Genomic DNA, 21,221 nt, shown 5'->3' on the forward strand with positions numbered 1-21,221 from the left:
GCTCCAGCGCGCTCCGCGCCGTGGACCGAGTGGTGCTTCGGTGGCTCCTGCGTCAGGTGGACGGAGTGCGGCGGCCCCCTCGGCGGTCGGAGCCGCGGCCGCCGGTGCCGGCAGCGCCGCCCGTGCCGCCGCCGGCCGTCGTGCGCCGGCGGGAGCCGCGGGCGTCCTTGCCGGACGCGGAGCCGGTCGCCGCAGCGGCCGCGGCGCGCCGGTCGGAACCGCGGCCGCCCGCTCCGGCGGCACCCCCCGTGGCCCCGGCGGCTTTGGAACGCAGGCCAGAGCGCCGCCCGCCGTTCGCGGAGGTGTCACCGGAGGCTGCCGCCCCGGCCGCGGCCCGGCGGTCGGAGCCCCGGCTCCCCGTGCTGGTGGCGGCGCCCGTCGCCGCTTGGGACCCGCCGCCGCTTCGGCGCCGGCGGCCGGACCGCCTGCTGCGCTCGCCACCGGTCTTCCCGTCCTGGCGGGACGCCGTCGGCGTCGCCGGCCGGGGCACCTCGATGGTGACGGGCACGCCGGAAGGCTCGCGGGCACCGGTGATGGTGGCCAGTTCCGCGTCGCTCGACTTGATGCGGGCAGACCGGGGGCGGATGCCCGCATCCGACAGGAGCCGGGTGACGTCCCGCTTCTGGTCCGGCAGGACCAGGGTGACCACACTGCCGGAGCCGCCGGCGCGGGCCGTGCGGCCGCCCCGGTGAAGGTAGTCCTTGTGATCGGTGGGGGGATCGACGTTGACGACGAGGTCGAGGTCGTCGATGTGTATGCCGCGGGCCGCGACGTTCGTCGCCACCAGGGCGGTGACCTGGCCGTTCTTGAACTGTTCCAGAGTGCGGTTGCGCTGCGGCTGGGAACGGCCTCCGTGCAGTGCCGCCGCGCGGACGCCGACGGCCAGGAGCCGCTTGGTGAGCCGGTCGGCTGACCTCTTGGTGTCGAGGAAGAGGATGACCCGGCCGTCTCGGGCGGCGATGCGCGTGGTGACGGCCTTCTTGTCGGTCTCGTCCTGGATGTGGAGCACGTGGTGCTCCATGGTGGTCACCGCTCCCGCGGAGGGGTCCACGGAGTGCACCACGGGGTCGGTCAGGAACCGCTGCACCAGGCGGTCGATGTTGCGGTCCAGCGTGGCCGAGAAGAGCATGCGCTGTCCGTCGGGCCGTACCTGCTGGATCAGCTTGGTGATCTGGGGCAGGAAGCCCATGTCGGTCATCTGGTCGGCTTCGTCCAGCACGGTGATGCGTACCTGGCCGAGCACGCAGTCCCCGCGTTCCACGAGGTCGTTGAGCCTGCCGGGAGTCGCCACGAGCACCTCGGCGCCGCGCCGGAGCGCATCGGCCTGCCGGGTGATGGACAGCCCGCCGACCACGGTGGCCAGCCGGACGTCGACCGCCGTCGCGTAGGGGGTGAGCGCGTCGGTCACCTGCTGGGCGAGTTCCCGGGTGGGCACCAGCACGAGGGCGAGGGGTGCCTTGGACTCCGCGCGCAGTCCGGCCGTGCGGGCCAGGAGCGCAAGCCCGAACGCGAGGGTCTTGCCGGAGCCGGTGCGTCCCCGTCCCAGCAGATCACGTCCGGCGAGCGAGTTGGGCAGCGTGGCGGCCTGGATGGGGAAGGGGGTGGTGACGCCTTGGGCGGTGAGGGTCTTCAGCAGCCCCGCGGGCATGTCCAGACCGGCGAAGTCCGTCACGGCGGGAAGCGCGGGTGTCCTGCTTTCCGGCAGCCGGAATTCCGTTGGCGACGAAGCGGACGGTGGGGGTGACGAGGCGCGCCGGTTGGGCTTCTGGGACCTGCGGGTCATGCGGTTGTCTGCCTTCCTGGAAACAGCACAAACCGGGGTCCGCACCGTGACGGTGCGGACCCCGGTGAGTCGATACGCGTCCGGCGATCAGGCGGGGATGATGTTCTCGGCCTGCGGGCCCTTCTGGCCCTGCGTGACGTCGAAGGAGACCCGCTGGCCCTCCTGGAGCTCACGGAAGCCCTGCGTCGCGATGTTCGAGTAGTGGGCGAAGACGTCGGGGCCGCCGCCGTCCTGCGCGATGAAGCCGAAACCCTTTTCAGAGTTGAACCACTTCACGGTTCCCTGTGCCATGACCTTCTCCGTTCTGTAGGCAGAGGCCCCATCCGGAGACGCCGGAAAAACAAATAATGCGCCTGAGGGGAAAACATTCCTGTCAGGCGCACATAGGTTCATGGGTACCACAACTGCAACGCGAGAACTGTAGCACGGTCCGGCGCACGGCGCTGGATCACGGCGTCCGATCCGACGGCCACACCGCTCCCCTGTGGCGGTGTGACCGTCGGAGCTTCAGGGGCCGTCGCCGGGAAGAGGTCAGTGCGCTGCGTGGCCGCCGGCCGACGGGCCGTGCACCGGCGCACCGGCGGGCCGTGATGACGTAACGCTCATTTAGGTCTCCTGCGGAGGCGAGAACTCCATCACGATCAGGGATCATGCTGCACCCACTCGCGGATGTCAATTGGCGCCTAGATCGCCTGCCGAGGCCCATAGGTGGGTTACAAATGTGTCCCCCCTGGTGCGGGGCGCGGCCTCCTGGCGCTAACCTTCAGTGCGCCGCCCACGCGGGTTTTACCGACGACGAAGCAGGAGACGGCCTGTTTATGGAGAACACCACCGGGGTGGAGGACGTCGCGGCGGCCCTGGCATCGATCAAGGCGGAGCTCGAGGAACTGGGCCACACCATCGAGGTGATCAACTTCGACCGGCTCACCCACGAAACGGGCATCGCCGAGGCGACGGTCCGCAGACTCTTCGCAGGGGATCCCGTCGCCCCTGACGAGGTCGACCCGCCCTTCAAGGACCGCCTGCGGTTCCTCCTGGACACCAGGCTCAAGGAGAACGGGCGCAAGCACACGTTCCAGGAGGTCGCCGATGCCGTCGGCGTGGCCAAGTCGACGATCACCAACCTGTTGAACGGCTCGCGCAACCCGGGATTCGACGTCAGCAAGGACCTGGCGGAGTTCTTCGACGCCCCGGGCTTCTTCACGCTCGGACCGAAGACGGCGCTCCTGACGGCTCTTGAACCCGTCCTGGAACAGGCCCGGCTGATCGCCGAACTCAAGGGCCGGCGGGTGGAGCGCGTGGCCCTGCGGGGAAGCGTGTCGGCCGGCAGCGACCAGTTGTCACGGCAGTTGCAGGCCGCGATCCACCAGGTGGTCGAAACGGCCCAGCGCGCCTCCCAGGCGCCGGCGGCTGCGGCCGGTGGCGACGAGGACCCTGAACTCAGCGAACTCGCCGCCACGATGCGCTCGTTGCCGGCCAGACACCGCAGAAGCGTGATGGGCATCCTCAGAAACGCGGTAGGCCTGGCCAAGCACGACGACTGACGACAGCTTCCCGACGCGGTCCGCGGCCTCGTGGCGCCCGGCCGCCCCGGGGAGGCCGGGAGCGTCCGTCCGTCACCTCGATGGGCGCCGCACGCTTCTCGCGGCGCGGTACTGCCGCCCCAGGACGCGCAGGGCGGCCGGGACCGACGGTCGCGCCCCGTCGTGCAGGAGGGAACCTCCCTTGCGCCGTACGGCCTGCAGGTGGAGAACCTGAAGGGACATCAGGGCCCGCAGAAACGGTCGGTAGGGCGCGTCGACCAGATCAGGCAGTCCCCGGCACGCGGTGAGCGCGGTCTCGGCGAGATCGGCCTGCGCGGCGACCAGCCGCCCCAGGGCGGGAACGCACGCCTGCGACTTGTTCCGCAGGTCCCCGACGGTCAGCCCGTACCGGTCCAGTTCCTCGCGCGCGATGCCGATGCGGCCCTGCTCGGCGTCCTCGGCGAGATCGGCCAGGAAGTCGGTGCGCTGCCACCCCTCGATCAGCGCCCGGCATCCCCGGAGGAACGACTCGTCCAGACCTGCCTCCGGCGCCGGCGCCATCAGTGACGCGGTGAGCATCAGGGCGGGGAGCGAGTAACGGTCGATGTAGGCCTGGTAGTCGGCCTCGCTGTCGAAGCCGGTCCATTCGGCCTCGACGGGTGCCCCGTCCAGGAAGTCGTGCACGCGCACAGCCGTCTGCGGGCAGCGGCGTGAGGTGTCGGCGAGCGCCAGGAGCAGAGCGGACGAGGGAGCCCCCGGGCCGGGGGAGGCCTCGAGTGCCCCCCTGACCTCCCGGTCCCATGAACTCAGTGCTTCCTTGCGGGCGCCGACCTCTCCGGCGTCGATTCGCTCGTCGGTTTCGTGCATGAAGGCCACCATGGCGACGACGGACGCATGGAGCTTCGCGGGGAGCAGCAGCCGGGCGGCGAGGTACTGGTGGAGGGCGTACTTCCGTACCAGGTCGCGCTGGGCGTCGTAGGCTCGCCGCAGTGTCGGGTCAGTGATGCCGGCCTCGGTCAGGGCCGCGGGCCATCGGGGCACTGCTCTCCTTCGGTTGGTGGTTCCGGTACGGGCACGGACGGTCAGCGGTCCAGGAGGACGCGGGCCGTGCGCAGCAGGACATGGGGGCGAGTCAGGGTTCGCGGATGCCGCCGCATGTGGACGACGTCCATGTAGGCGCGGTTGATCTCGGGATCCCGGACCGATGCTTGCGTGATCTTGTCGCCTACCCAGCGGATCAGGGGATAGCCGCGGGGGTAGGGACCGGTGACGTGGGGCTGGGCCAGGTCGGCGGTCGTCGACAGCTTCCACCCGGCGTCGACGAAGACATCCGCCCGACGGAAGTAGTCCCAGGCCGGAGCGTGCGGCGCCGCTCCGGAGCGCAGGTACATGGCGAGCGCGCCGGCCTGCAGGGCCGCGAGGGTGAGCCCCTGCCCGTAGACCGGGTTGACGGAGGCCATGGAATCGCCCGCCGCGACCAGTCCGCCCGGGAAGCGACTTGTCGCGCGGAACAGGCGGCGCCGGCTCTCGCGGAAGTGGAATGTGCCGACATCGCCCTGCAGCGCGCAGTGCTCGGCGACCTCCCGCAGCGGGGCGACGCAACGTCGCATCCTGGCGACGAACTCCCGTGGGTCGCTGGTAGGGCGGTAACCGGCGTAACCGGCCAGCACGACCGTCCACCGGCTGTCCTCGACCGCCGCGAGCGCTCCGGGTTCGCAGCGTGCGGGCTGGTAGCCGCTGTCGGGTCCCGGGGCGGAGTGCGCGATCACCGTCCCCGCGAGTTCACTGCCCCGATGGAATGTGGCCGTGGCGTAACCGAGGTCGATCCGCATCCGCTCCACAGGCGGCACGGGCCACCCCTGCTGGTCGAGCCAAGCGCTCAGGCGACTCGACCGGCCCATGGCGTCGACGACGAGGTCGGCGGCGAGCGTCGTCTCGAGCCCGTGCCCGTGCTCGTGCCCGGCCGGGGCGTAGCGGACGCCGCACACGCGGTCGCCTCGCACCAGGAGTCCTCGGCCGCGGCCGGCGAGGAAGCGCACGTTGGGCAGGTCTCGCGTCCGCCGTCGTACGGTGCGCTCGATGAACGGGCGTGTGGCGCCGAGCATTTCGACGTCCTCCAGGGGCGGACGTGGCCTGCCGTCGACGTAGAACTGGACCGCTCGGCCCCTGCCGACCAGGGCACCCCGCGCGGTCATCTCCCTGGTGATGCCGGGAAACCAGCGCTCCAGCTGCGCATGTCCCATCGCGAGCAGGGCGTGCAACTGGTGCCGGTGAGGCGCGCCCGAGCCGGTTGCCTCACCGTCGAGGTGGTCCGGTTCCACGATGACGACCTCTTCGGCGAAGTCGCTCAGCACACGGGCCGCCAACAGGCCCGCGTAGCTTCCACCAAGCACAACTGCCCGTTGCACGGGGCTCCCCTCCGAGCCCGTGACGGCTCAGCTCCGTTCGAGTGGGTGCGTCGTCGCCGAGAAGAGCGACCGGACGGGACACTATCGTGCCGCTGCGCGGGTCCGGGGCACCCCTTCGCCCTCCTCGGCAGAACGGACCACCTGAAGCGATGCGTCGACCAGAGGGGAGCGGAGCGCTCGGGCCAGGCGTACCAGGCGGGTCCTCTCCTGGGCGGCGGGCGTGTTCTTCCCCGGGGCGAACAGCGCGGGCCCGGCCGAGGCGGACGGTGCCGCGCCGTCAGGGCCTGCCGCCTGGAGGCGTTCGACCGCGTCGCGCAGCACCGCGGCCGTGACGGCGGCTTCCAGCTCGTGGGGGGACAGCCCCTTCTTCCCCAGGCCCAGCTGGCTACGGAAGGCGTCGGACCTCATGGCCTCGCCGTACAGGCCCGCGACCGCCTGCGCCGGCACGTCGCTGATCCAGGCGCGCCGTTCCAGCTGCCGGATTCCGTCGAGGATCTCGATCACTCGTCGGTGAAGTGTCCACCGGACATTGAAGATGCGATTCGGCTTGGACCGCTCGGGAGCGGCCGGGGCCGGCCCGTCGCAGTGATCCGACCGGCGGTGCCCCGAGCCCAGGGACAGCTCCTGGTCGACCCCGGCGACGACGAGATCCCACAACGGCTGCAGAACCGCGATGTCCCGACGCTCGCCGAGCCACTTGCTCAACGCCGCTCCGGAGACCCCGTAGCACGTCATGATCGATCCCACGACTCCGAAGGCGGAGCCCAGCACTCCCACGTCGTCGAGTTGGTGGTGACCGAGGGCGGCGGCTGCGGCTGCGGGCGCCGAACACACCACGTACCCGGACGTCACGAGCATGCTGCGCCCGTACCAGCGCACGGAGTGCATGATGGCCTTGTCGTCGGCCCGTGCACGTCGGGTGCGACGCCAGGTGTGCACCGTTCCGCAGGTGAGCATGGTCAGGAACACACTGAGGAAGAGCTGCACCTGCGGATGGTTCACCTGGTCGGTATTGAACTTGAGCGGATGGGCCGATCCGCCGAGATCCGTGGTCAGGAACGCGACGACCATGACCGTCAAGGAGATGCCGTAGGCGACCGCCCAGGCCACGATCTGCCGCCGGACCCGCCAGGGCTGATCCGACCGGGACGGGGTCCACAAGATCGTCAGAAGGTGCTGCGTCCCGAAACACAACAGGATGCCCAGGTAGATCGGCAGCGTGGGGAGCCACGGTTGACCGGACGCCGAGCCGAGACTCCGGTATCCGAGAGGGGAGGCGACCACGTAGACGATGCCGCCCAATCCGTGGGTGGCGACCTGCAGGCCCAGCGCGAAAGAAGGGGAGCGTACGAGGGCTGAGGCCTTCCAGACGGCGATCGTCAGATGGAGGGTGGCGATGACCAGGTAGACAGTGGTCGCGCTGCTCTCAGACACCGGTCCTCCGGTGGGTGAAGCTGAAGGCGAAGCCATGGGCGTCGGACTCTTGGAGCGCGATCTTGCGGTCCAGCGCCACCGTGGCGAAGGCCTCGACCTTTCGCTCGACCGGCGAGTCGTAGTGGGACCGCTGGAAGAAGGCGGTGACCGTGTCCGGGTTGAGCGCCGGTGTGAGCTGAACCGCCAGTTCCCTCGACAGCGGGCTGCCGTTGCCCGATCCGACGGGCACCCTGACGTCCTCCGCCTCGTCGAACAGGAAATGACCCAGTTCGTGGGCGATGGAGTTCACTTGGGTGAGTTCACTGGCGTGCTCGTCGACCGCGATGTAGTCCTGGTCCGGGGTGGCCAGGGAAAAGGCGCTGACGGTGGGCGGCATGTCGATGTACAGTACAGAGATGGGGTTGCCGCGCCGTTCGGCGACGAGCTCCACCAGACCGTCGATGCTCTGGACGCTGGAGAGGCCCAGGTCCCTGCGGATCTGCCGGGCAGCCGCATGGGTTTCGCGGCGTATGGCGAACTCTTCGCGGACCGTGCCGATCCAGCGCGGCCACTCGGGCCGGCGACGGCCCGTCCTCACGATCGGCCGCATCCTCGTCCCCCTCCACCGGGGCCCGCGGTCACCGCACGTCGGCTGAACCCATGCGGCCGAACCCGCGGACCGGCAGGCAACCCCTCGTCGGCGAGGGTGGCGGTCTGCGCAGCCCGGTGATCATGTTCGGGTGGCGCGGAATCGCAGGAGTGACGCGACTCCCGGCGAGTCGGTCGATGCGCGGCGCCCCGTTGCAGGAGCCATGCCCGGTGCGTGGCTCGAGGGCCCGTTTGCCCGGCCCTGGTCTCCGCTCCTGTGGCGGATCGCGTGATCCACCCCGTCATCCGTTCTCCTCACCTGCCCCGACAGCACTCCGGAAACCGCGTTCAAGTCACCAGACCCGGACAGTGTTTCAAAGCGTGTCGACCAACGCGTCGTCAACTATAGGTCGGGAACGCCGGTGCGTGGACAGCCCACCGCGGCCCGTGAAGCCGATACGGCGGATGAGCCGCCCCACTGCGGCAGGGGCCTCGGGGCTGTGCCGGGGCCTGTGGTCCGACGCCGTGCCGGGCAGGGCTTCCCGCCCGGACTTGACGGTGCGGTTCCCGGATTCGGGTCTGCACGGCACGGGCCCCCGTGCCGTAGGCTCGCTCCACGACCTGTGCGTGGCAAACGGTGGAGGGTCTCGTGGACGTGATTGCCCCCGAACTGCTCATGGCCCTGGCCAGCGGAACCGCGGGTGCGGCGGGGGAGCAGATCTGGACGTCCCTGCGGGATCTGGTCAGACGGCGGCAGCCGGGGCGGGAGCCGAGCGACCAGCGCGAGTTGACCGCCCTCGCCGAGGCGCCCGACAGCGCGGAGCGCGCCGCCGAGCTGGCCGGGGTCCTGGCCCGCCGTGCCCGCCAGGACCCTGCGTTCGCCCAGGCTCTCGCGGTCTGGCGGCGGGAGGCCGAAGCCCTGGAGACCACCCGGACCGGCACGGGAGATGTGCACAACACGATCTCCGGGGGCACTCAGAGCACCGTCGTCCAGGCACGGGACGTTCACGGCTCCATCAATCTCGGTGGCTGACGAGGCCGTGCACGGCCGGCCGGCGCACGGCAGGACCGGGCGCCGGCCGGACAGCGCGACGATTCCGGCCCCGCAGGCGATCGTGACAACCTCTGCTGACGCGTCGTGCCTCTGTGGTCTACTGTGAGCGACGTGCCCGAACGAGTCGAACCCTGCGCGCTCGCAAGTGAGTTCACCGCGGCGCTCGCTCGTCAGCAAAAGCTCGCCGAGCGCCGCGAGGAGGTCGTGACCAGGCTGCACGACGAGGTCGAGCGGCTGCGCCGGGGCGAGATGGAAACGGCGCTCGACCTCGTGCGCCACTCGCTGATCCGGCTCCACGACCAGATCCTGCGTCAGGCGGAACACGTCACCGGTCCGCTCGGCGTCGACGAGTTGCGTGCCCTGCTGACCGCGCTGGCCGACGAGGCGGCGGACACCGTGGCCAGGACCGGCGTCGAGCGATACGCCCCGCAGCCCGGCGAGGCGTACGACATGGCGTTGCACCGTCCGGTGGGACGCGTCGCCGCCGAAGGCCCCGAGGCGGACCGGACCGTGGCGCGCGTCGTGGCCGCCGGATTCGTTCAAGGGGAACGGGTCGTGCGCAAGGCCGACGTCGTGGTGTCCCGGTGGGAACCGGACGCCTCGTGAACGTCTCCGTCTCCGACGGGCGCACCGCGCACGACTCGCACAGGACAACTGACGGACAGCAGACGGGACGGGCGCGGACGCGGCCGTCCCGGTGGCGGGAGACCGTATGGCCGTGTACGGCATCGACCTGGGGACCACCTACTCCTGCGTCGCACGGATCGACGACGTCGGCAGACCCACCGTGCTGCGCAACCTCGAAGGGGCGGACACCACGCCGTCCGTCGTCTACTTCGAGAGCGCCGACAGCGTCGTCGTGGGACAGAGCGCCAAGGACGCCACCGTCCTCGACCCCGAGCACGTCGTCCAGCTCATCAAGCGGGACATGGGCGACGTGGTGCCGCGCGAGTTCCACGGCCGCACCTACACACCCGAGGAGATCTCCGCTCGCATCCTGCGCAAACTCGTCGAGGACGCGAAGGCCGCCGACGGCGAGGAGGCGCGGGACGTCGTGATCAGCGTGCCCGCCTACTTCGGGCTCGCGGAGCGGGACGCCACCCGCAAGGCGGGCGAGATCGCCGGCCTGCGCGTCCTCGACGTGGTCGCCGAGCCCGTCGCGGCCGCGCTGGACTACGGGGCCCTGGACGGGGACGAGGAGCGCGGGGACCGGGCCATCCTCGTGTACGACCTGGGCGGCGGCACCTTCGACACCACCGTGCTCACCCTGCGCGGGCGCGAACTGACCGTGCTGTGCACGGACGGCGCGAAGGAGCTGGGCGGCAGCGACTTCGACGACCGCGTCGTCGTGCACCTGGTGGAGCGGTTCCGCGAGCGCTTCCCCGACGTCGACGACCCGCTGTCCGACCCTCAGTCCGAGACGCAGCTGCGCAAGGACGCCGAGGAGGCGAAGAAAGCGCTGTCCTTCCGGGAGCGCTACACCGTCCGCGTCATGCACCAGGGCAGGGTCGAAGCGGTGGAGCTGACCCGGGAGAAGCTCCAGGAACTCACCGGCGACCTGCTCGACCGCACCATCGACATCACCCGCCGCACGGTCGAACTCGCCGCCGAGCGCGGTGTGTCGCGCTTCGACGAGGTGCTCCTGGTCGGTGGCGCCACCAAGATGCCCGCCGTGGCCGAGGCCCTGCGCACCCAGTTCGGCTTCGAACCCCGGCTGCACAACCCGGACCTCGCAGTCGCCCGCGGCGCCGCCATCTACGCCCTGGACCGGGCCGCGTACATCGTCTCCAGCGGTGAACTCCCCGCGGACCAGGTGCCGGACGTGCCGGAGACGGGGCTCACGCACCGCCCGTACCAGATCTCCACCGTGGCCTCGCGCGGCTACGGCATCCAGCTCCTGGAGCGGGGCACGGACCGGCACTACGTCTTCCACCTGGTGCACGCCAACGACCCCCTGCCCGTGTCGGTGACCGACGAGTTCTACACGACGCAAGCGGGACAGCGCAGCGTGCGCATCCGCGTGATGGAGCAGGCCGGCGTGGAGGAGTCCGAGGAGCTGGCGCACAACACCTGTGTCGCCGAGGGCCACCTGGCCATTCCACCGGGCAAACCCGAGAACTGGCCCATCCAGTGCGTCTACACGCTGGACTCCTCCGGGCTCCTCGGCGTCGTCGCCGCCGAGAAGGAGAGCGGCGAGAGGCTCGAACTGACCGTGCAGATCGGAGGCATGACGCCGGACGCGGTCGCCACAGCACGGGACGCTCTGAGCCGCCAGCGCTTCAGCTGACGCGGGGAAGGACGGGGGACCACGCCGTGCCGTTCGACGAGCAGCGCTACCGGCGCGAGGTGCTCGACGCCGGACTGCCGGTGACCGACGACGTGCGCACCCGCTACCAGTTGCCGCGGCGTCTGGACGGGCCCGCGGTCACCGAGACGGTCGCCGCGGTCCGCGCCTGCTGGCGTCGCAGCCGCGCCCGCCTCAAGTACCGCCCGGTCATCGAGGAGCTCGAGGCCGGGCACCTCATCCACCGGCCGCTGTTCGACGCCGCGGCCGGTGGCGATCTGGGCCCGCTGCGGGCGGCCGTGGCCGAGCACGACCGGCAGGCCGAGTCCGGGCAGGCGGCCCTGCGCGCGACGCTGCAGGAGGCCGCGGGCGGGCTCGGCCTGATCGCCGAGGTCACGGCCTCGGAAGCCGCCGCGGCACACCGCGTGAGCGTGGCGCAGGCACGGGAGCTGCTGCCCGGCCTGGGGCTGCGCATCGCCGAACCGGACCTGCTGCCCCGGGACGTGCCGCACCCCGCCTGTGCCCGCTCTGCCCGCCACCTGGAGGTGCTGCGGCTGCGCCACCTCGACGACTTCCTCGCCGCCGGCACCCCGGGGGGCCGCACCCCGCGGCCCGTGCGGCTCTTCGACGCGCCGCCCGTCGCGGCGGCGGCCCTGGAGGAGGCGGCCCGCCGCTGGAGCCGGCTGCCGCACAGTGCCGCGCACACTGCCGCCCAGGCCCTGGCCGCCGCCGTGCGCCGGGTGCTGGCCGACCAGGGCGCCGAGGGCCTCGCGCAGGTGCGGTTGTACGAGGTGGCGGTGCCGCTGCGGGAGAGGCTCGCCGCACGCGCCACCCCGGCCACCCTTCTCGCCCACGCCACCGGGCAGTTGTCGGTCGCCGAACCGGACGCGCGGCGGCTGGTCTTCGCGGTGCTCCACGAGGAGGCCGGGAATCCGCTGGAGGGACGGCTGCGGCGGCTGACGGCCGACGGGCGGCTCGCGGAGGCGGCGGCCGTCGCCGACCGCCTGCCCGCCGACGCGTTGCCCGAGGAGGTCCGCACCCTGCTCGCCCACGTGCGCGGGAAGCTGGCCGAGGCGCGCGCCCTGGTCGAGCGCGCCCGCGGACTGCCGGCCCGGGACGCCGACCTGGCCTGGGAGCTGCTGGAACAGGCGGAGTCCGTCGCCCGCGACGTGCCGGGCGCCGACGCCGTTCGGCGGGCCCTCACGGTCCGCCCGGTCTCCGGCCTGACCGCCACGCCCGGCGTCGCCGGCGTCGCCCTGGCCTGGCGGCCCAGCCCGTCCACGGCGGGCGAGCCCGAGTACGTGCTGCTGCGGACAGAACGCCACCCCCCGCGCGACCCGGCCGACGGGACCGGGCTGCCGCTGCCGTCGCCGCGGGCCACCTCGTTCGTGGACCGCTCGGCCCCCGCCTGTGTCCCGCTGTACTACGCGGTCGCCGTGCACCGGGCCGCCGAACCCGGCAGCGTGCCCTCGCCGCTCGCGCTGTGCGGACCCGTCACCTACTGGCCCGACGTCAGCGGCGTTGAGGTGCGCCCCGAGGACCGCGTGATCACCGCCGCCTGGACCCGCCCGGTGCAGGCCCGGTCCGTCGAGGTCGTCCGTGCCGGGCCGGACGGCGAGGACGTACGGGTCGCGGCCCGCCCCGACGGCTTCACGGACGGCGGGCTCACCAACGGCACGACGTACCGCTACCGCATCCGCGTCGTCTACCACACCGACGACGGACGGCTCGTGCGCACCGGCGGCGTCTCGCTCACCGCCACACCCCTCGGCCCGCCCGAGCCGGTCACGGGCCTGGAGATCCGCCGCGTGGACGGCGACCTCCTGGCCTCCTTCGACCCGCCGCCCGGCGGCGAGGTGCACCTCTACGGCTTCGGCGACGTACCCCCCTGGCCGCCCGGCACCCGGCTGCGCACGGCGGAACTGCCCGGGCGGCCGATCGCTGCCCGGCACGCCCCCCGGGGGCTTCGGTTCCCGCCCCCGGACCGGCCGACGGTGGTGCTGGCGGTCACCGTCGCCGGGGAACGCGCCGTCACCGGAGCGCACGCGGTCGCCGCCGTGCGGCCCCTCGGCACCCTCACCCTCACCCGGCACGGCGGCACCGGCGTGACTGTCGTCCTCGACTGGCCGCCCGACGCCGGCGACGAGGTCGAGGTCACCTGGCGGAGCCCCGGCGAGCAGGACGAACGGCGACGCACCGTCGGCCGGGCCGCCTACCGCCACGAGGCGGGCGTACGGCTGCCCGTCGCGGACGGCGCCGGAGTGGAGGTCGAGGTGCGGCCGGTGGCAGTGCTCGGCGGGCTGCGCGCGTACGGCCCGCCGAGCACAGCGGCGCTGCCCGCGCGCACCGACGTCGGCTACCGGCTTCAGCGGCACGGCCTGCCCGGACGGCGCACGGTCACCGCCGTGTTCACCGCCCCCGCCCCCGTACGGGCCGAGCGCCTGCTGCTGGTGCGCTCCCACGGTCCGGTCTGGCCGCTGGAGCCCGCCGACGGGGACCTCCTCGCGGACCTCGCCGAGGCGGAGCTCGGCCCGGGGCGGGACGTGCGGCTGTCGGCGCGGCTGCCCCGCGGTCCGGGCGGCTGGCTGCGCTGCTTCGCCGTCGGTGAGGGGCTCGTCCTGCGGGACCCGCCGCACTACACGCTCAAGATCGGCCGGGGGCAGGGGACATGAGACCGACGCGCCGTCGCAACCGGGTGTGCCCGCACTGCTTCCGCAACGTCACCAGGGCACAGATCGCGTACGTCTGCGCGAGCGGCACCGCCGCCTGCGCCGAGGACAGGGGCCTGGCGTCCGCCGACCCCTGGGCCGGTTCCGCGGTGTGCCGCACCTGCGGCCGCACCGCCACCCGGCTGCGCTGCACCGCCTGCGGGGGCCGGCTGCCGGAGGGCTACCTGCGCATCCCCGGGAAACTGGTGGCGCTCGCCGGCCCCGTCAGTTCGGGCAAGAGCACCTACATCGCCGTGCTCGTGCACGAGTTGCTGCACCGCCTCGGCGCCGAACTCGACGCGGCCCTGCTGCCCTGCGACGACGACACCATGGCCGACTACCACGAACGGTACGAGCGTCACCTGTACGAGGAGCAGCACACCGTCCCCAAGACCGCCGAGCACGACGGCGGGCGGCCCCTGGTGCACCGTCTCGGCCGCACCCGGCGGGGCCGCTTCGGGCGCGCCCGCGAGCAGGTGCTGACCCTGGTGTTCCTCGACACCGCGGGCGAGCACTTCACCTCACGGGACCGCATGGAGACCCAACTGCGCTACCTCGCCGCGGCCGACGCCGTCGTCGTCCTCGTCGACCCGCAGGACCTGCCCGGCGCCCCCCTGAAGGACGGGGACGGGGTGCCGGGCAGGTCCGGCGAGGTACTGGCGCGGGTACTCGGCCACCTGGGCGGCGGCGGCAAGGTGACCGTTCCGGTCGCCGTCGCCCTCACCAAGGCCGACCTGCTGTGGCCCCATCTGCCGGACAACTCCGCCCTGCACCGCGCCCGCCGCCCGGGGCCCGTCTTCGACGCCGACGACCGTGCCGCCGTCCATGCCGAACTCCAGGCCCTGCTGAACCGCTGGCAGGAACACCAACTCGACGCGCGGCTGCGCCGGTTCTGCACGGACTACCAGCTGTTCGCCCTCTCCACGCTCGGTACCCCGCCACAACGCGGTGGCGGCCTCGGGCACGGTGGTGTCGTACGGCCGCACCGCGTGGAGGACCCCCTGATGTGGCTGCTGCACCGCTTCGGCGCCCTCGACCGGGGACGGGGGTGACCGCCATGGCCGGACAGGCGCACTACACCTCCGCCCCGCCGGCGGCCGCCGGCCCCCACGGCGGTTTCCGCTTCACCGCCGTCTCCCCGGCGGCCCGCCCCGCGCTCGGCGTCCTGCGCCCGCTGGCGGGGTACACGCCCCCGCCGGGCGCCGTCCAACCCGCCGAATGCCCCACGGCGTTCGCCTACGACCGCCCCGACGAGGACACGGCCGTACTGACCCGTACCCGCTTCACCGGCCGGGACTACACCGGACGCCTGGGCAACCACTTCTGCCACGCCCTCTGCGCCGGCCCCGGCGAACTGGCGGGCCTGCGCCCCGTCGAGCTGTGGGACACCCCGCAGTGGGCACCGTCCCCCGCGCCCGGCGACGGCCACGCCCTGCCCGACGTGGCCGAACTCGTGCCCGGCAGCGCCGTAGGGCCCGACCGGGTCCGCCGGCTGCTGGCCGCCGCCGGTGAGAGGGGAGTCCGTCTCCTGGAGCGGCTGCTCACCGTGACCCTGCGGGCGCTGGCCGACGAGGACACGGGCGCGACCCTGATCTCCGCGGACCCGGAACGTGTCGTCGACTGGATCGCCGCGGTCTCCTACAGCCTCCCGGCGGGCCTGACCGCCCGTCTGACCTTCACGACGTACACGGCGCGGCCGGAGGACGACCACCGTCATCTCACCGGAACACGGCCCGAAACGGGGGAGCGGGCGCCGGCCCCGGCGTTCGACCTCGACGGGCTGGGGGAGCACGGAGGTCCGGAGCCGTGCGCGTCGGCACGCTTCCTGGCGGGTGCGTGGGACAGCGGGCGGCTGGATCTGGTGGACGCGGTGGCCGACCTGTGGGACGCGGCCCCGGACGAGGGCGCCGGGGCGGGCGTACGGCGGCTGCGGGCCGCATGCGCACTGCTCGCCCCGGACGGCGCGGCCGGGGACCTGGTGCAGGCGGCGTTCGCCCCGTCCTGGACCACCCCGACGACGCCGGACGTTGACGGGTCGACGGCCGGGGAGGACTCCGGGCTCGCGCGATTCGTACGGGCGGTGGCGGAGCTGCGGCCGCAGACGGCGGGTGTCCCGCCCGAGCGCGTACGGGACGCGGCCGAACGCCACCTCGCCACCCTGACGGCACCGCTGGGCGACGTACGGTCCGCGCTCGCGCCGCTGCCCGAGCCCTACCGGGACGCCGTCCTCGCGGGGCTGCTCACCGCGCTCGAGGACGCCGCCGAGTCGCGGGCCGACGTACTGGACGCCCAGGCGTGCGCCTTCCTCGCCTCCCTCGCCGACGGGGCACCGGGCGGGGCACGGGACCTGCTGGCCGAAGCCCCGGGCACCGCGCTGCACGTGCTGCGCCGGGCACCCGAAGAGCCGCGCCGGGCCGGCCTGAGGATCCTGCGGCTGTACCGGCGGGGGCTGTGGGAGGAGACGGAGACCTACGAGGCCCTGCGCGACCTGGTGCGGGCCGAGCAGCCGGAACCCGAGCGGGAACGGGGTCCACGGCTGCCGTGGCGGCGCGGGTCCGCGCGGGAGAAGGAGTGAGCCGTGGCCAACCCCGTCGTTCTCCTCATGGCGGTCGTCGTCCTGGCCACCCTGACCGTCGGCCACGGGGCGCTCGTGACCCTGCCGCGTCTCGTGCTGTCCCAACTGGGCATCGTCTGGCGGACGTTCGGCCCGGCAGCGGGCACCGCAGCCACCTCGGACGGCGAACCGGCGATCCCCGCCTACTTCCGCGTCACCGCGCTGCGAGACCTGCGCGCGGCCTGGTGGGACGGCCTCGACGAGCACACACGGCTGATGAGCGACGCCGAGCGGTTCATGGACCGCTGCGTGCGCGAGCTCGCCGGCCTGTCACGGCACGGCGCGAGGTGGGGACAGCGTTTCCTGACGGTCGTCCTGGTCCCGCTCCTCGTGGCCACGATGACCGCCGTCGTCCTGACCGCGACGGCGCTGAGTCTCCTCCCGCTGCTGTTCTCGCTCCTGTTCTGGGCCCTGTGCTGTGCGCTGTGGACGCTGTGGTGGGTGATGTGGGCCGCGGTCGAGCGGGCGGGACGCGCCCTGCGCCACGGGTCGGCGCCGTGCCCCTACACGCGCTGTGGACGGACCGTCGTACGGCCCGTACGCCTGTGCCCCCGCTGCGGCGCCCGCCACGGTGCGCTGACCCCGAACCGGTACGGCGCGCTGTACCACCGCTGCCGCTGCGGCGCTCGCCTGCCCGCCGTTCTCGGCGTCCGCCGCCTGGACGCGTCCTGCCCGCACTGCCGCGACGCACTGCCCGCCGGCTACGAGCGGGCCCGGGTCGTGGTGCTCGTCGGTGGCCCGCGCGAGCAGCGCAGCGGTGTCCACCGGCAGGGCCTGGCCGAACTGGGTGCCCCGCCCGGGAGCGAACCGCCGCTGGTGCGCTCGGGCCCAACGCCCCTGCTCTGGTACGACCCGGCCGGTGACGCGTACCGCAGTCAGGAGTCGGTGGCCCGGCTGGACGTGCTGGGCCGGGCCGACGGACTGCTGCTGGTGGTGGACGACCCGGCCGCGCACGGCGACGCCGTGCACGCCGTCACCAGGGTTCTGCACGTCCTGAGCGCCCTGCCCGCGCGCCGTCGCCCACGCCGTCTCGCGCTGCTGTACACCCGGGCCGCACGGGGCGGCGACACGGACGTACGCGCCGCGCTGGAAGCGGCCGACGGCGGCCACCTGCTGCGCGCCCTCGACACCACCGGTGTCCCGGTGAGGTGTGTTCCGGCCTCCTCTCTGGCCGGGATCCTGCAGTGGCTGGCAGGGACGCGCGGCGCCACGGGTCCGGGCGGGAGCATCGCCCCACCGCCCGTGCGCCGCGCCGCAGGTGTCACGGTGCGGCTGCCGCGCCACCGCGTAGCCCGGCACAGCCTCCTGGCAGCCCACCTCGCCGGATTCCTGGCCGTGCCGCTCGTCCTGGTCCTGCTCCAGGCGGGCGTCCTGCCACTGCCGGCGTTCCTCGGCCTGTCCTCCGCCTACGACAAGTGGCGGCATCCGCTGACCGGTTCGGTCCACCAGGTCGACCTCATGGCCACCGCGACCCGGGACTGGCCGAGGCTCAGCACCAGTTACGCGGCGCCGGGACATCCGCCCTCGGCGGCATTGCCCGGGCACGCCGGATACTGGTCCGTCACCGGCTCCCCGCACCCGGAGAACTGGCTGCGCGTCGACTTCGGGATGCCGCTGCCGCTGAGCGAGGTCTCGGTGGACTTCGACCCGGACAGCGTCGACGGGCCCTTCGGGTTGAGCGTCGGCCTGGAGGGGCAGGTCGGCGCCAGTACCGTCCGGGACTACGACTCCGGTGGGTGGCACAACCGCACCGTGGGAAGCGGCAACAAGTACGGCCTCGGCAAGACGTACGGCTACGACATCCGCTACCGGCACACCGTCGACTCCATCCGCATCGGCCTCGGCTCCCCGTACGACAAGGGCCGGTCGAAGAAGCTGCGCCTGCGCGAGTTCAGCATCCGCTGGACCAGCTCCGACGCCCTGCGCCTGCACCCCGCGGACGGCGGCCGGCTCCGCATCGAGAACACCACCGCCCGCGACCTCGCCATCGTGGTACGGCCGCCCCTGCTGCCCGCGGGCTGGCACGCCGTGCTCGTGGGACGCCCGCCCCGGGTGCTGCGGGCCGAGGACACGTACGAGGCGCGCTGGCGGATCACGGCGCCGAGCGGCGCCGAGGGCCGTGTCCCGCTCGCCTACGCGGTCGACGCCGGCGAGGACGGGCACACGGTGACGTCCCGCTGCCTGGCGCTGCTCACGGCCGCCGGAAGGTCCGAATCCCTCTGCTGAGGGCCTCAGCGGGTCCAGCGCGGCCCGGCGAAGGCGGCCAGGGCCGTGCCCAGCCCGTCGTCGACGTGCCGGGTGAAACCGAGCGGCAGCACGAGGTACCAGCCGTCTCCCGTGCGGGAGCGGCGCGGTGGACGCGGGGCGTCGGGAACCAGCCTGACCTGGAGCCCGTAGAAGCCCGCGTCCCGGCCCCGGAGGACCATCCGGCGCACGGTGATCTCCGCGACGTGCCGCCATCTGTAGGAGCGGCGCCTGCGGCCCGTGACGGAGGTGACGCCGTCCCGGGTCAGCTCCAGCTCGATCCGCCGACGCGGCATGGCGAAGCCGATCACGGTGATCAGGGCGCCGAGGAAGGGCAGGAACAGCATCGCCAGCCAGTTGATGGAGTGCTGCCACTGGCCGCTCACGCTGAAGCGCACGAGGAAGACGCTCAACACCGGGCCCAGCACCGCCCAGTGGGCCAGCGGCAGCCTGCGCGAGCGGCCGCGCAGGTGGTAATGGTCCGTGGTGCTCTCCACCGTGAAGTGCCGGGAGTCCGCGAGCGCGGGGAGGCGCGGCGGCCCGGGGACGGCCGGTGTGCTCCGCTCCTGGGCGCGCAGCCCCGCCAGGTGATCCTGCAGCCTGCGGTTGCGGAACCGGTAGGTGCCGCCCGACAGTTGCAGCAGGCCCGCCGTCCGCGCGTCCCTGAGAAAGGTCATGAGCGTCCAGGGCGCCCGCCCGGTCGCCGCCAGGGAGCACTTGGCGAGGAACCAGCGGCTCCACGGACTGAGCAGCACGAACATCGCGGAGGCACCGGCCCAGGCCGCGAACGCGGGCCACCAGCTGCCCGAACCGTGCGAGTCGAGCCAGAAGAGCGAACCGGCACCCACCCCGATGAGGGGAGCCACCAGCGTCAGCGTCGTGACGAGCGCGGTCTGCTCGCCGCGCAGGAGTTCGCCGGGGGTGGCGGCGTCGACGGTGTCGGCGGGCGCGGCGTACACGATCATCAACAGGATCGGCAGCACGGAACCGATCGCGAGCGCGACCAGGGCCGGGTCCGGCGACACGAAGGCGTACAGCGCGAGGAGGAGGACGACGAGGGCGGGACCGCCCGTGAGTGCCGCGAGGCGGACCCGTGGACCGACGCGCGCGTGCCGGTCGATGGAGCGCAGGGCGTGGATGAACAGCAGCGGGTTGGCGCTGCGGCGGGGCTCGGCGAGCCGCTGGCCGAACCAGCCCGCGGTGACGGACCGTGCGGTGGCCGCCAGGACGACGCCGAACATCACGTCGTTCGTCACGCTGAGGTCGCCCACCGGGGAGGTCTTCGCATAGCCGGACATACACGCTTTGATGACGACGGACAGCAGGATGCCGGCCGTCAGCAGCGCGGGCACCGCGAGCAGCCGGGGCAGCGGCGCCGCGTACAGCCGCCACCAGGCGAGCTCGGACTCCTCCCGGCGGCTGAGCAGCAGCGCCAGGTACGACAGCCAGGCGCCGGCCCGTTCGGCGTCCCAGGCGCGGGGCGGGTGCAGCCGGCCGGGGTCCGGCGGCCGCGCCGGAAACGCGGCGGGCACGATCCGGTCGAGCAGGTGCGCCTCGACGGCCTCCCGGGTGGGAAAGCGCTCCTGTCTCGTCAACTCGCGGGGATCGGCGGGGGACTGCTCGTAAGAGCGGCGCACCAGCCACACCATCAGGGGACTGGTCAGGGCCCACGAGACCGGTGCGGAGGGCTGATTGCGGAGGGTGTCCAGCAGGTCGGTCCAGGCGGCGGCACGGGCCGGCGGCCGGGCCCTGCGGAGGTACTCCGCCACCTCGTCCGGGCGTAACGGCAGCGACTCGATGACGGTGGCGTGCCGTAGGCCCTGGCCCTTCCCGTCGAGATCGGCGTACTCGCCCGTGCGGGAGACGAGTACGGCGTCCCCGTCGCCGCCGAGGCCCGAGTTGAGGGCGCCGAGCACCTCGGCGCGGCGGTGCGCGGGCAGTTCGTCGAGACCGTCGAGGACGGGCAGCACCCGCCGGTCCAGGACCAGCCGGCGGGCCGGGTGGGCGCCGTCCACGGGTGGCAGACCGGGGTGGTCCTGGTGCAGCCGGTCCACGAGCCACTCGGTCAGCGACTGCCGCCGGGTGTCCCAGGACTCCAGCGACAGCACGAGCGGGATCGGTACGTCGGGCTCGTCCTGGGTGAGCCGGCGGGCGAGCAGTTCGAGGGTGAGCAGCACGGACAGGACGGTCTTGCCGGACCCGGCCGTGCCGAGCACGACCAGCCGCCGCCGTGGGCCGAGCCTCAGGAACATCCCGGCGATGGTGTCCGTCCCGGAGCCCGCCGGGAGGTACTCCCCGGCGGACGCCACCCGGTGGCTGGCTGTCCAGCGCACGGGCAGCGGCTGCGGGTCGGTCATGTCCCAGGCGTCGGCCTCGGCCCGCCAGCGGTACAGGAGGCTGCGCGCGAGTGTCCGCTCGGCCGCGGCCAGCGGGGCGCCGTCATCGGACGCGTTCACCCGCACGTTGACATTGAGGTCGCCCTGGAGGATCCCGATCTGGATCAGGTACTCGGCAGTGCAGTCGACCGCGGTGTTGGTGATCTGCGGCCCACCGTCCGGGCCCGTCTGCCTCGACATGTACGTCCGCCCCCGTCGTCGCCCTT

Annotated in this window: 15 protein-coding genes; 8 read left to right on the forward strand and 7 right to left on the reverse strand. The window is 73.1% G+C overall.

Features of this window, described 5'->3' with window-relative positions; translation table 11 throughout:
• Positions 1-52: 52 nt before the first annotated feature.
• Both ABZ919_RS04650 and ABZ919_RS04655 read right to left on the reverse strand, forming a co-directional pair.
• Positions 53-1,783 carry a DEAD/DEAH box helicase gene (locus ABZ919_RS04650; RefSeq protein ID WP_361242790.1) on the reverse strand — a complete coding sequence of 577 codons (1,731 nt, stop codon included), beginning with the start codon at positions 1,781-1,783 and terminating at the stop codon, positions 53-55.
• A gap of 87 nt (positions 1,784-1,870) precedes the next feature.
• Entirely contained in the window at positions 1,871-2,074 is a 204-nt protein-coding gene (locus ABZ919_RS04655) for a cold-shock protein (protein ID WP_361242793.1), read from the reverse strand.
• A 527-nt stretch (positions 2,075-2,601) separates the two neighbouring features.
• On the opposite strand from ABZ919_RS04655, the gene ABZ919_RS04660 reads away from it, so the two are divergent.
• On the forward strand, positions 2,602-3,327 hold the full coding sequence (locus tag ABZ919_RS04660) for a helix-turn-helix transcriptional regulator (protein ID WP_361242796.1): 726 nt from the start codon (positions 2,602-2,604) through the stop codon (positions 3,325-3,327).
• 72 nt (positions 3,328-3,399) lie between these two features.
• On the opposite strand, the gene ABZ919_RS04665 is transcribed toward ABZ919_RS04660, so the two are convergent.
• The 4 genes from ABZ919_RS04665 to ABZ919_RS04680 form a co-directional block, all read right to left on the reverse strand.
• A complete protein-coding gene (locus ABZ919_RS04665) occupies positions 3,400-4,347 on the reverse strand; it encodes a squalene/phytoene synthase family protein (protein WP_361242799.1) in 948 nt (315 codons plus the stop codon).
• A gap of 41 nt (positions 4,348-4,388) precedes the next feature.
• Positions 4,389-5,714: a hypothetical protein gene (locus ABZ919_RS04670; protein ID WP_361242802.1), complete on the reverse strand. Its 1,326-nt coding sequence runs from the start codon at positions 5,712-5,714 to the stop codon at positions 4,389-4,391.
• Positions 5,715-5,795: 81 nt separating this feature from the next.
• Positions 5,796-7,148, reverse strand: coding sequence for a DUF6545 domain-containing protein (locus ABZ919_RS04675; RefSeq protein WP_361242805.1), 1,353 nt, complete (start codon positions 7,146-7,148; stop codon positions 5,796-5,798).
• The gene (locus tag ABZ919_RS04680; protein WP_361242808.1) at positions 7,141-7,725 is read right to left on the reverse strand and encodes an ImmA/IrrE family metallo-endopeptidase; all 585 of its coding nucleotides are present in this window, start codon (positions 7,723-7,725) and stop codon (positions 7,141-7,143) included. The genes ABZ919_RS04675 and ABZ919_RS04680 overlap by 8 nt, the downstream gene beginning before the upstream one ends.
• A gap of 639 nt (positions 7,726-8,364) precedes the next feature.
• On the opposite strand from ABZ919_RS04680, the gene ABZ919_RS04685 reads away from it, so the two are divergent.
• From ABZ919_RS04685 to ABZ919_RS04715, 7 genes are all read left to right on the forward strand, one after another.
• On the forward strand, positions 8,365-8,748 hold the full coding sequence (locus ABZ919_RS04685; RefSeq protein WP_361242811.1) for a hypothetical protein: 384 nt from the start codon (positions 8,365-8,367) through the stop codon (positions 8,746-8,748).
• A gap of 132 nt (positions 8,749-8,880) precedes the next feature.
• Positions 8,881-9,375 carry a nucleotide exchange factor GrpE gene (grpE, locus tag ABZ919_RS04690; RefSeq protein WP_361242814.1) on the forward strand — a complete coding sequence of 165 codons (495 nt, stop codon included), beginning with the start codon at positions 8,881-8,883 and terminating at the stop codon, positions 9,373-9,375.
• Between the two features lie 106 nt (positions 9,376-9,481).
• The gene (locus tag ABZ919_RS04695) at positions 9,482-11,056 is read left to right on the forward strand and encodes an Hsp70 family protein (RefSeq protein ID WP_361242817.1); all 1,575 of its coding nucleotides are present in this window, start codon (positions 9,482-9,484) and stop codon (positions 11,054-11,056) included.
• A gap of 26 nt (positions 11,057-11,082) precedes the next feature.
• Complete coding sequence (locus ABZ919_RS04700; protein WP_361242820.1) at positions 11,083-13,725, forward strand: hypothetical protein; 2,643 nt, start codon at positions 11,083-11,085, stop codon at positions 13,723-13,725.
• Entirely contained in the window at positions 13,722-14,813 is a 1,092-nt protein-coding gene (locus ABZ919_RS04705) for a hypothetical protein (protein ID WP_361242823.1), read from the forward strand. Before ABZ919_RS04700 ends, ABZ919_RS04705 begins: the two co-directional genes overlap by 4 nt.
• 5 nt (positions 14,814-14,818) lie before the next feature.
• Positions 14,819-16,336, forward strand: coding sequence for a hypothetical protein (locus ABZ919_RS04710; protein ID WP_361242826.1), 1,518 nt, complete (start codon positions 14,819-14,821; stop codon positions 16,334-16,336).
• A 3-nt stretch (positions 16,337-16,339) separates the two neighbouring features.
• Positions 16,340-18,601 (forward strand): discoidin domain-containing protein, encoded by a 2,262-nt coding sequence (locus ABZ919_RS04715; RefSeq protein WP_361242828.1) that lies wholly within the window; start codon positions 16,340-16,342, stop codon positions 18,599-18,601.
• A gap of 5 nt (positions 18,602-18,606) precedes the next feature.
• Here ABZ919_RS04715 and ABZ919_RS04720 read toward each other — a convergent pair whose 3' ends face one another.
• Positions 18,607-21,195 carry an NACHT domain-containing protein gene (locus tag ABZ919_RS04720; RefSeq protein ID WP_361242830.1) on the reverse strand — a complete coding sequence of 863 codons (2,589 nt, stop codon included), beginning with the start codon at positions 21,193-21,195 and terminating at the stop codon, positions 18,607-18,609.
• Positions 21,196-21,221: the final 26 nt, after the last annotated feature.

This window comes from Streptomyces sp. NPDC046759, from assembly GCF_040645475.1.
Lineage (GTDB): Bacteria > Actinomycetota > Actinomycetes > Streptomycetales > Streptomycetaceae > Streptomyces.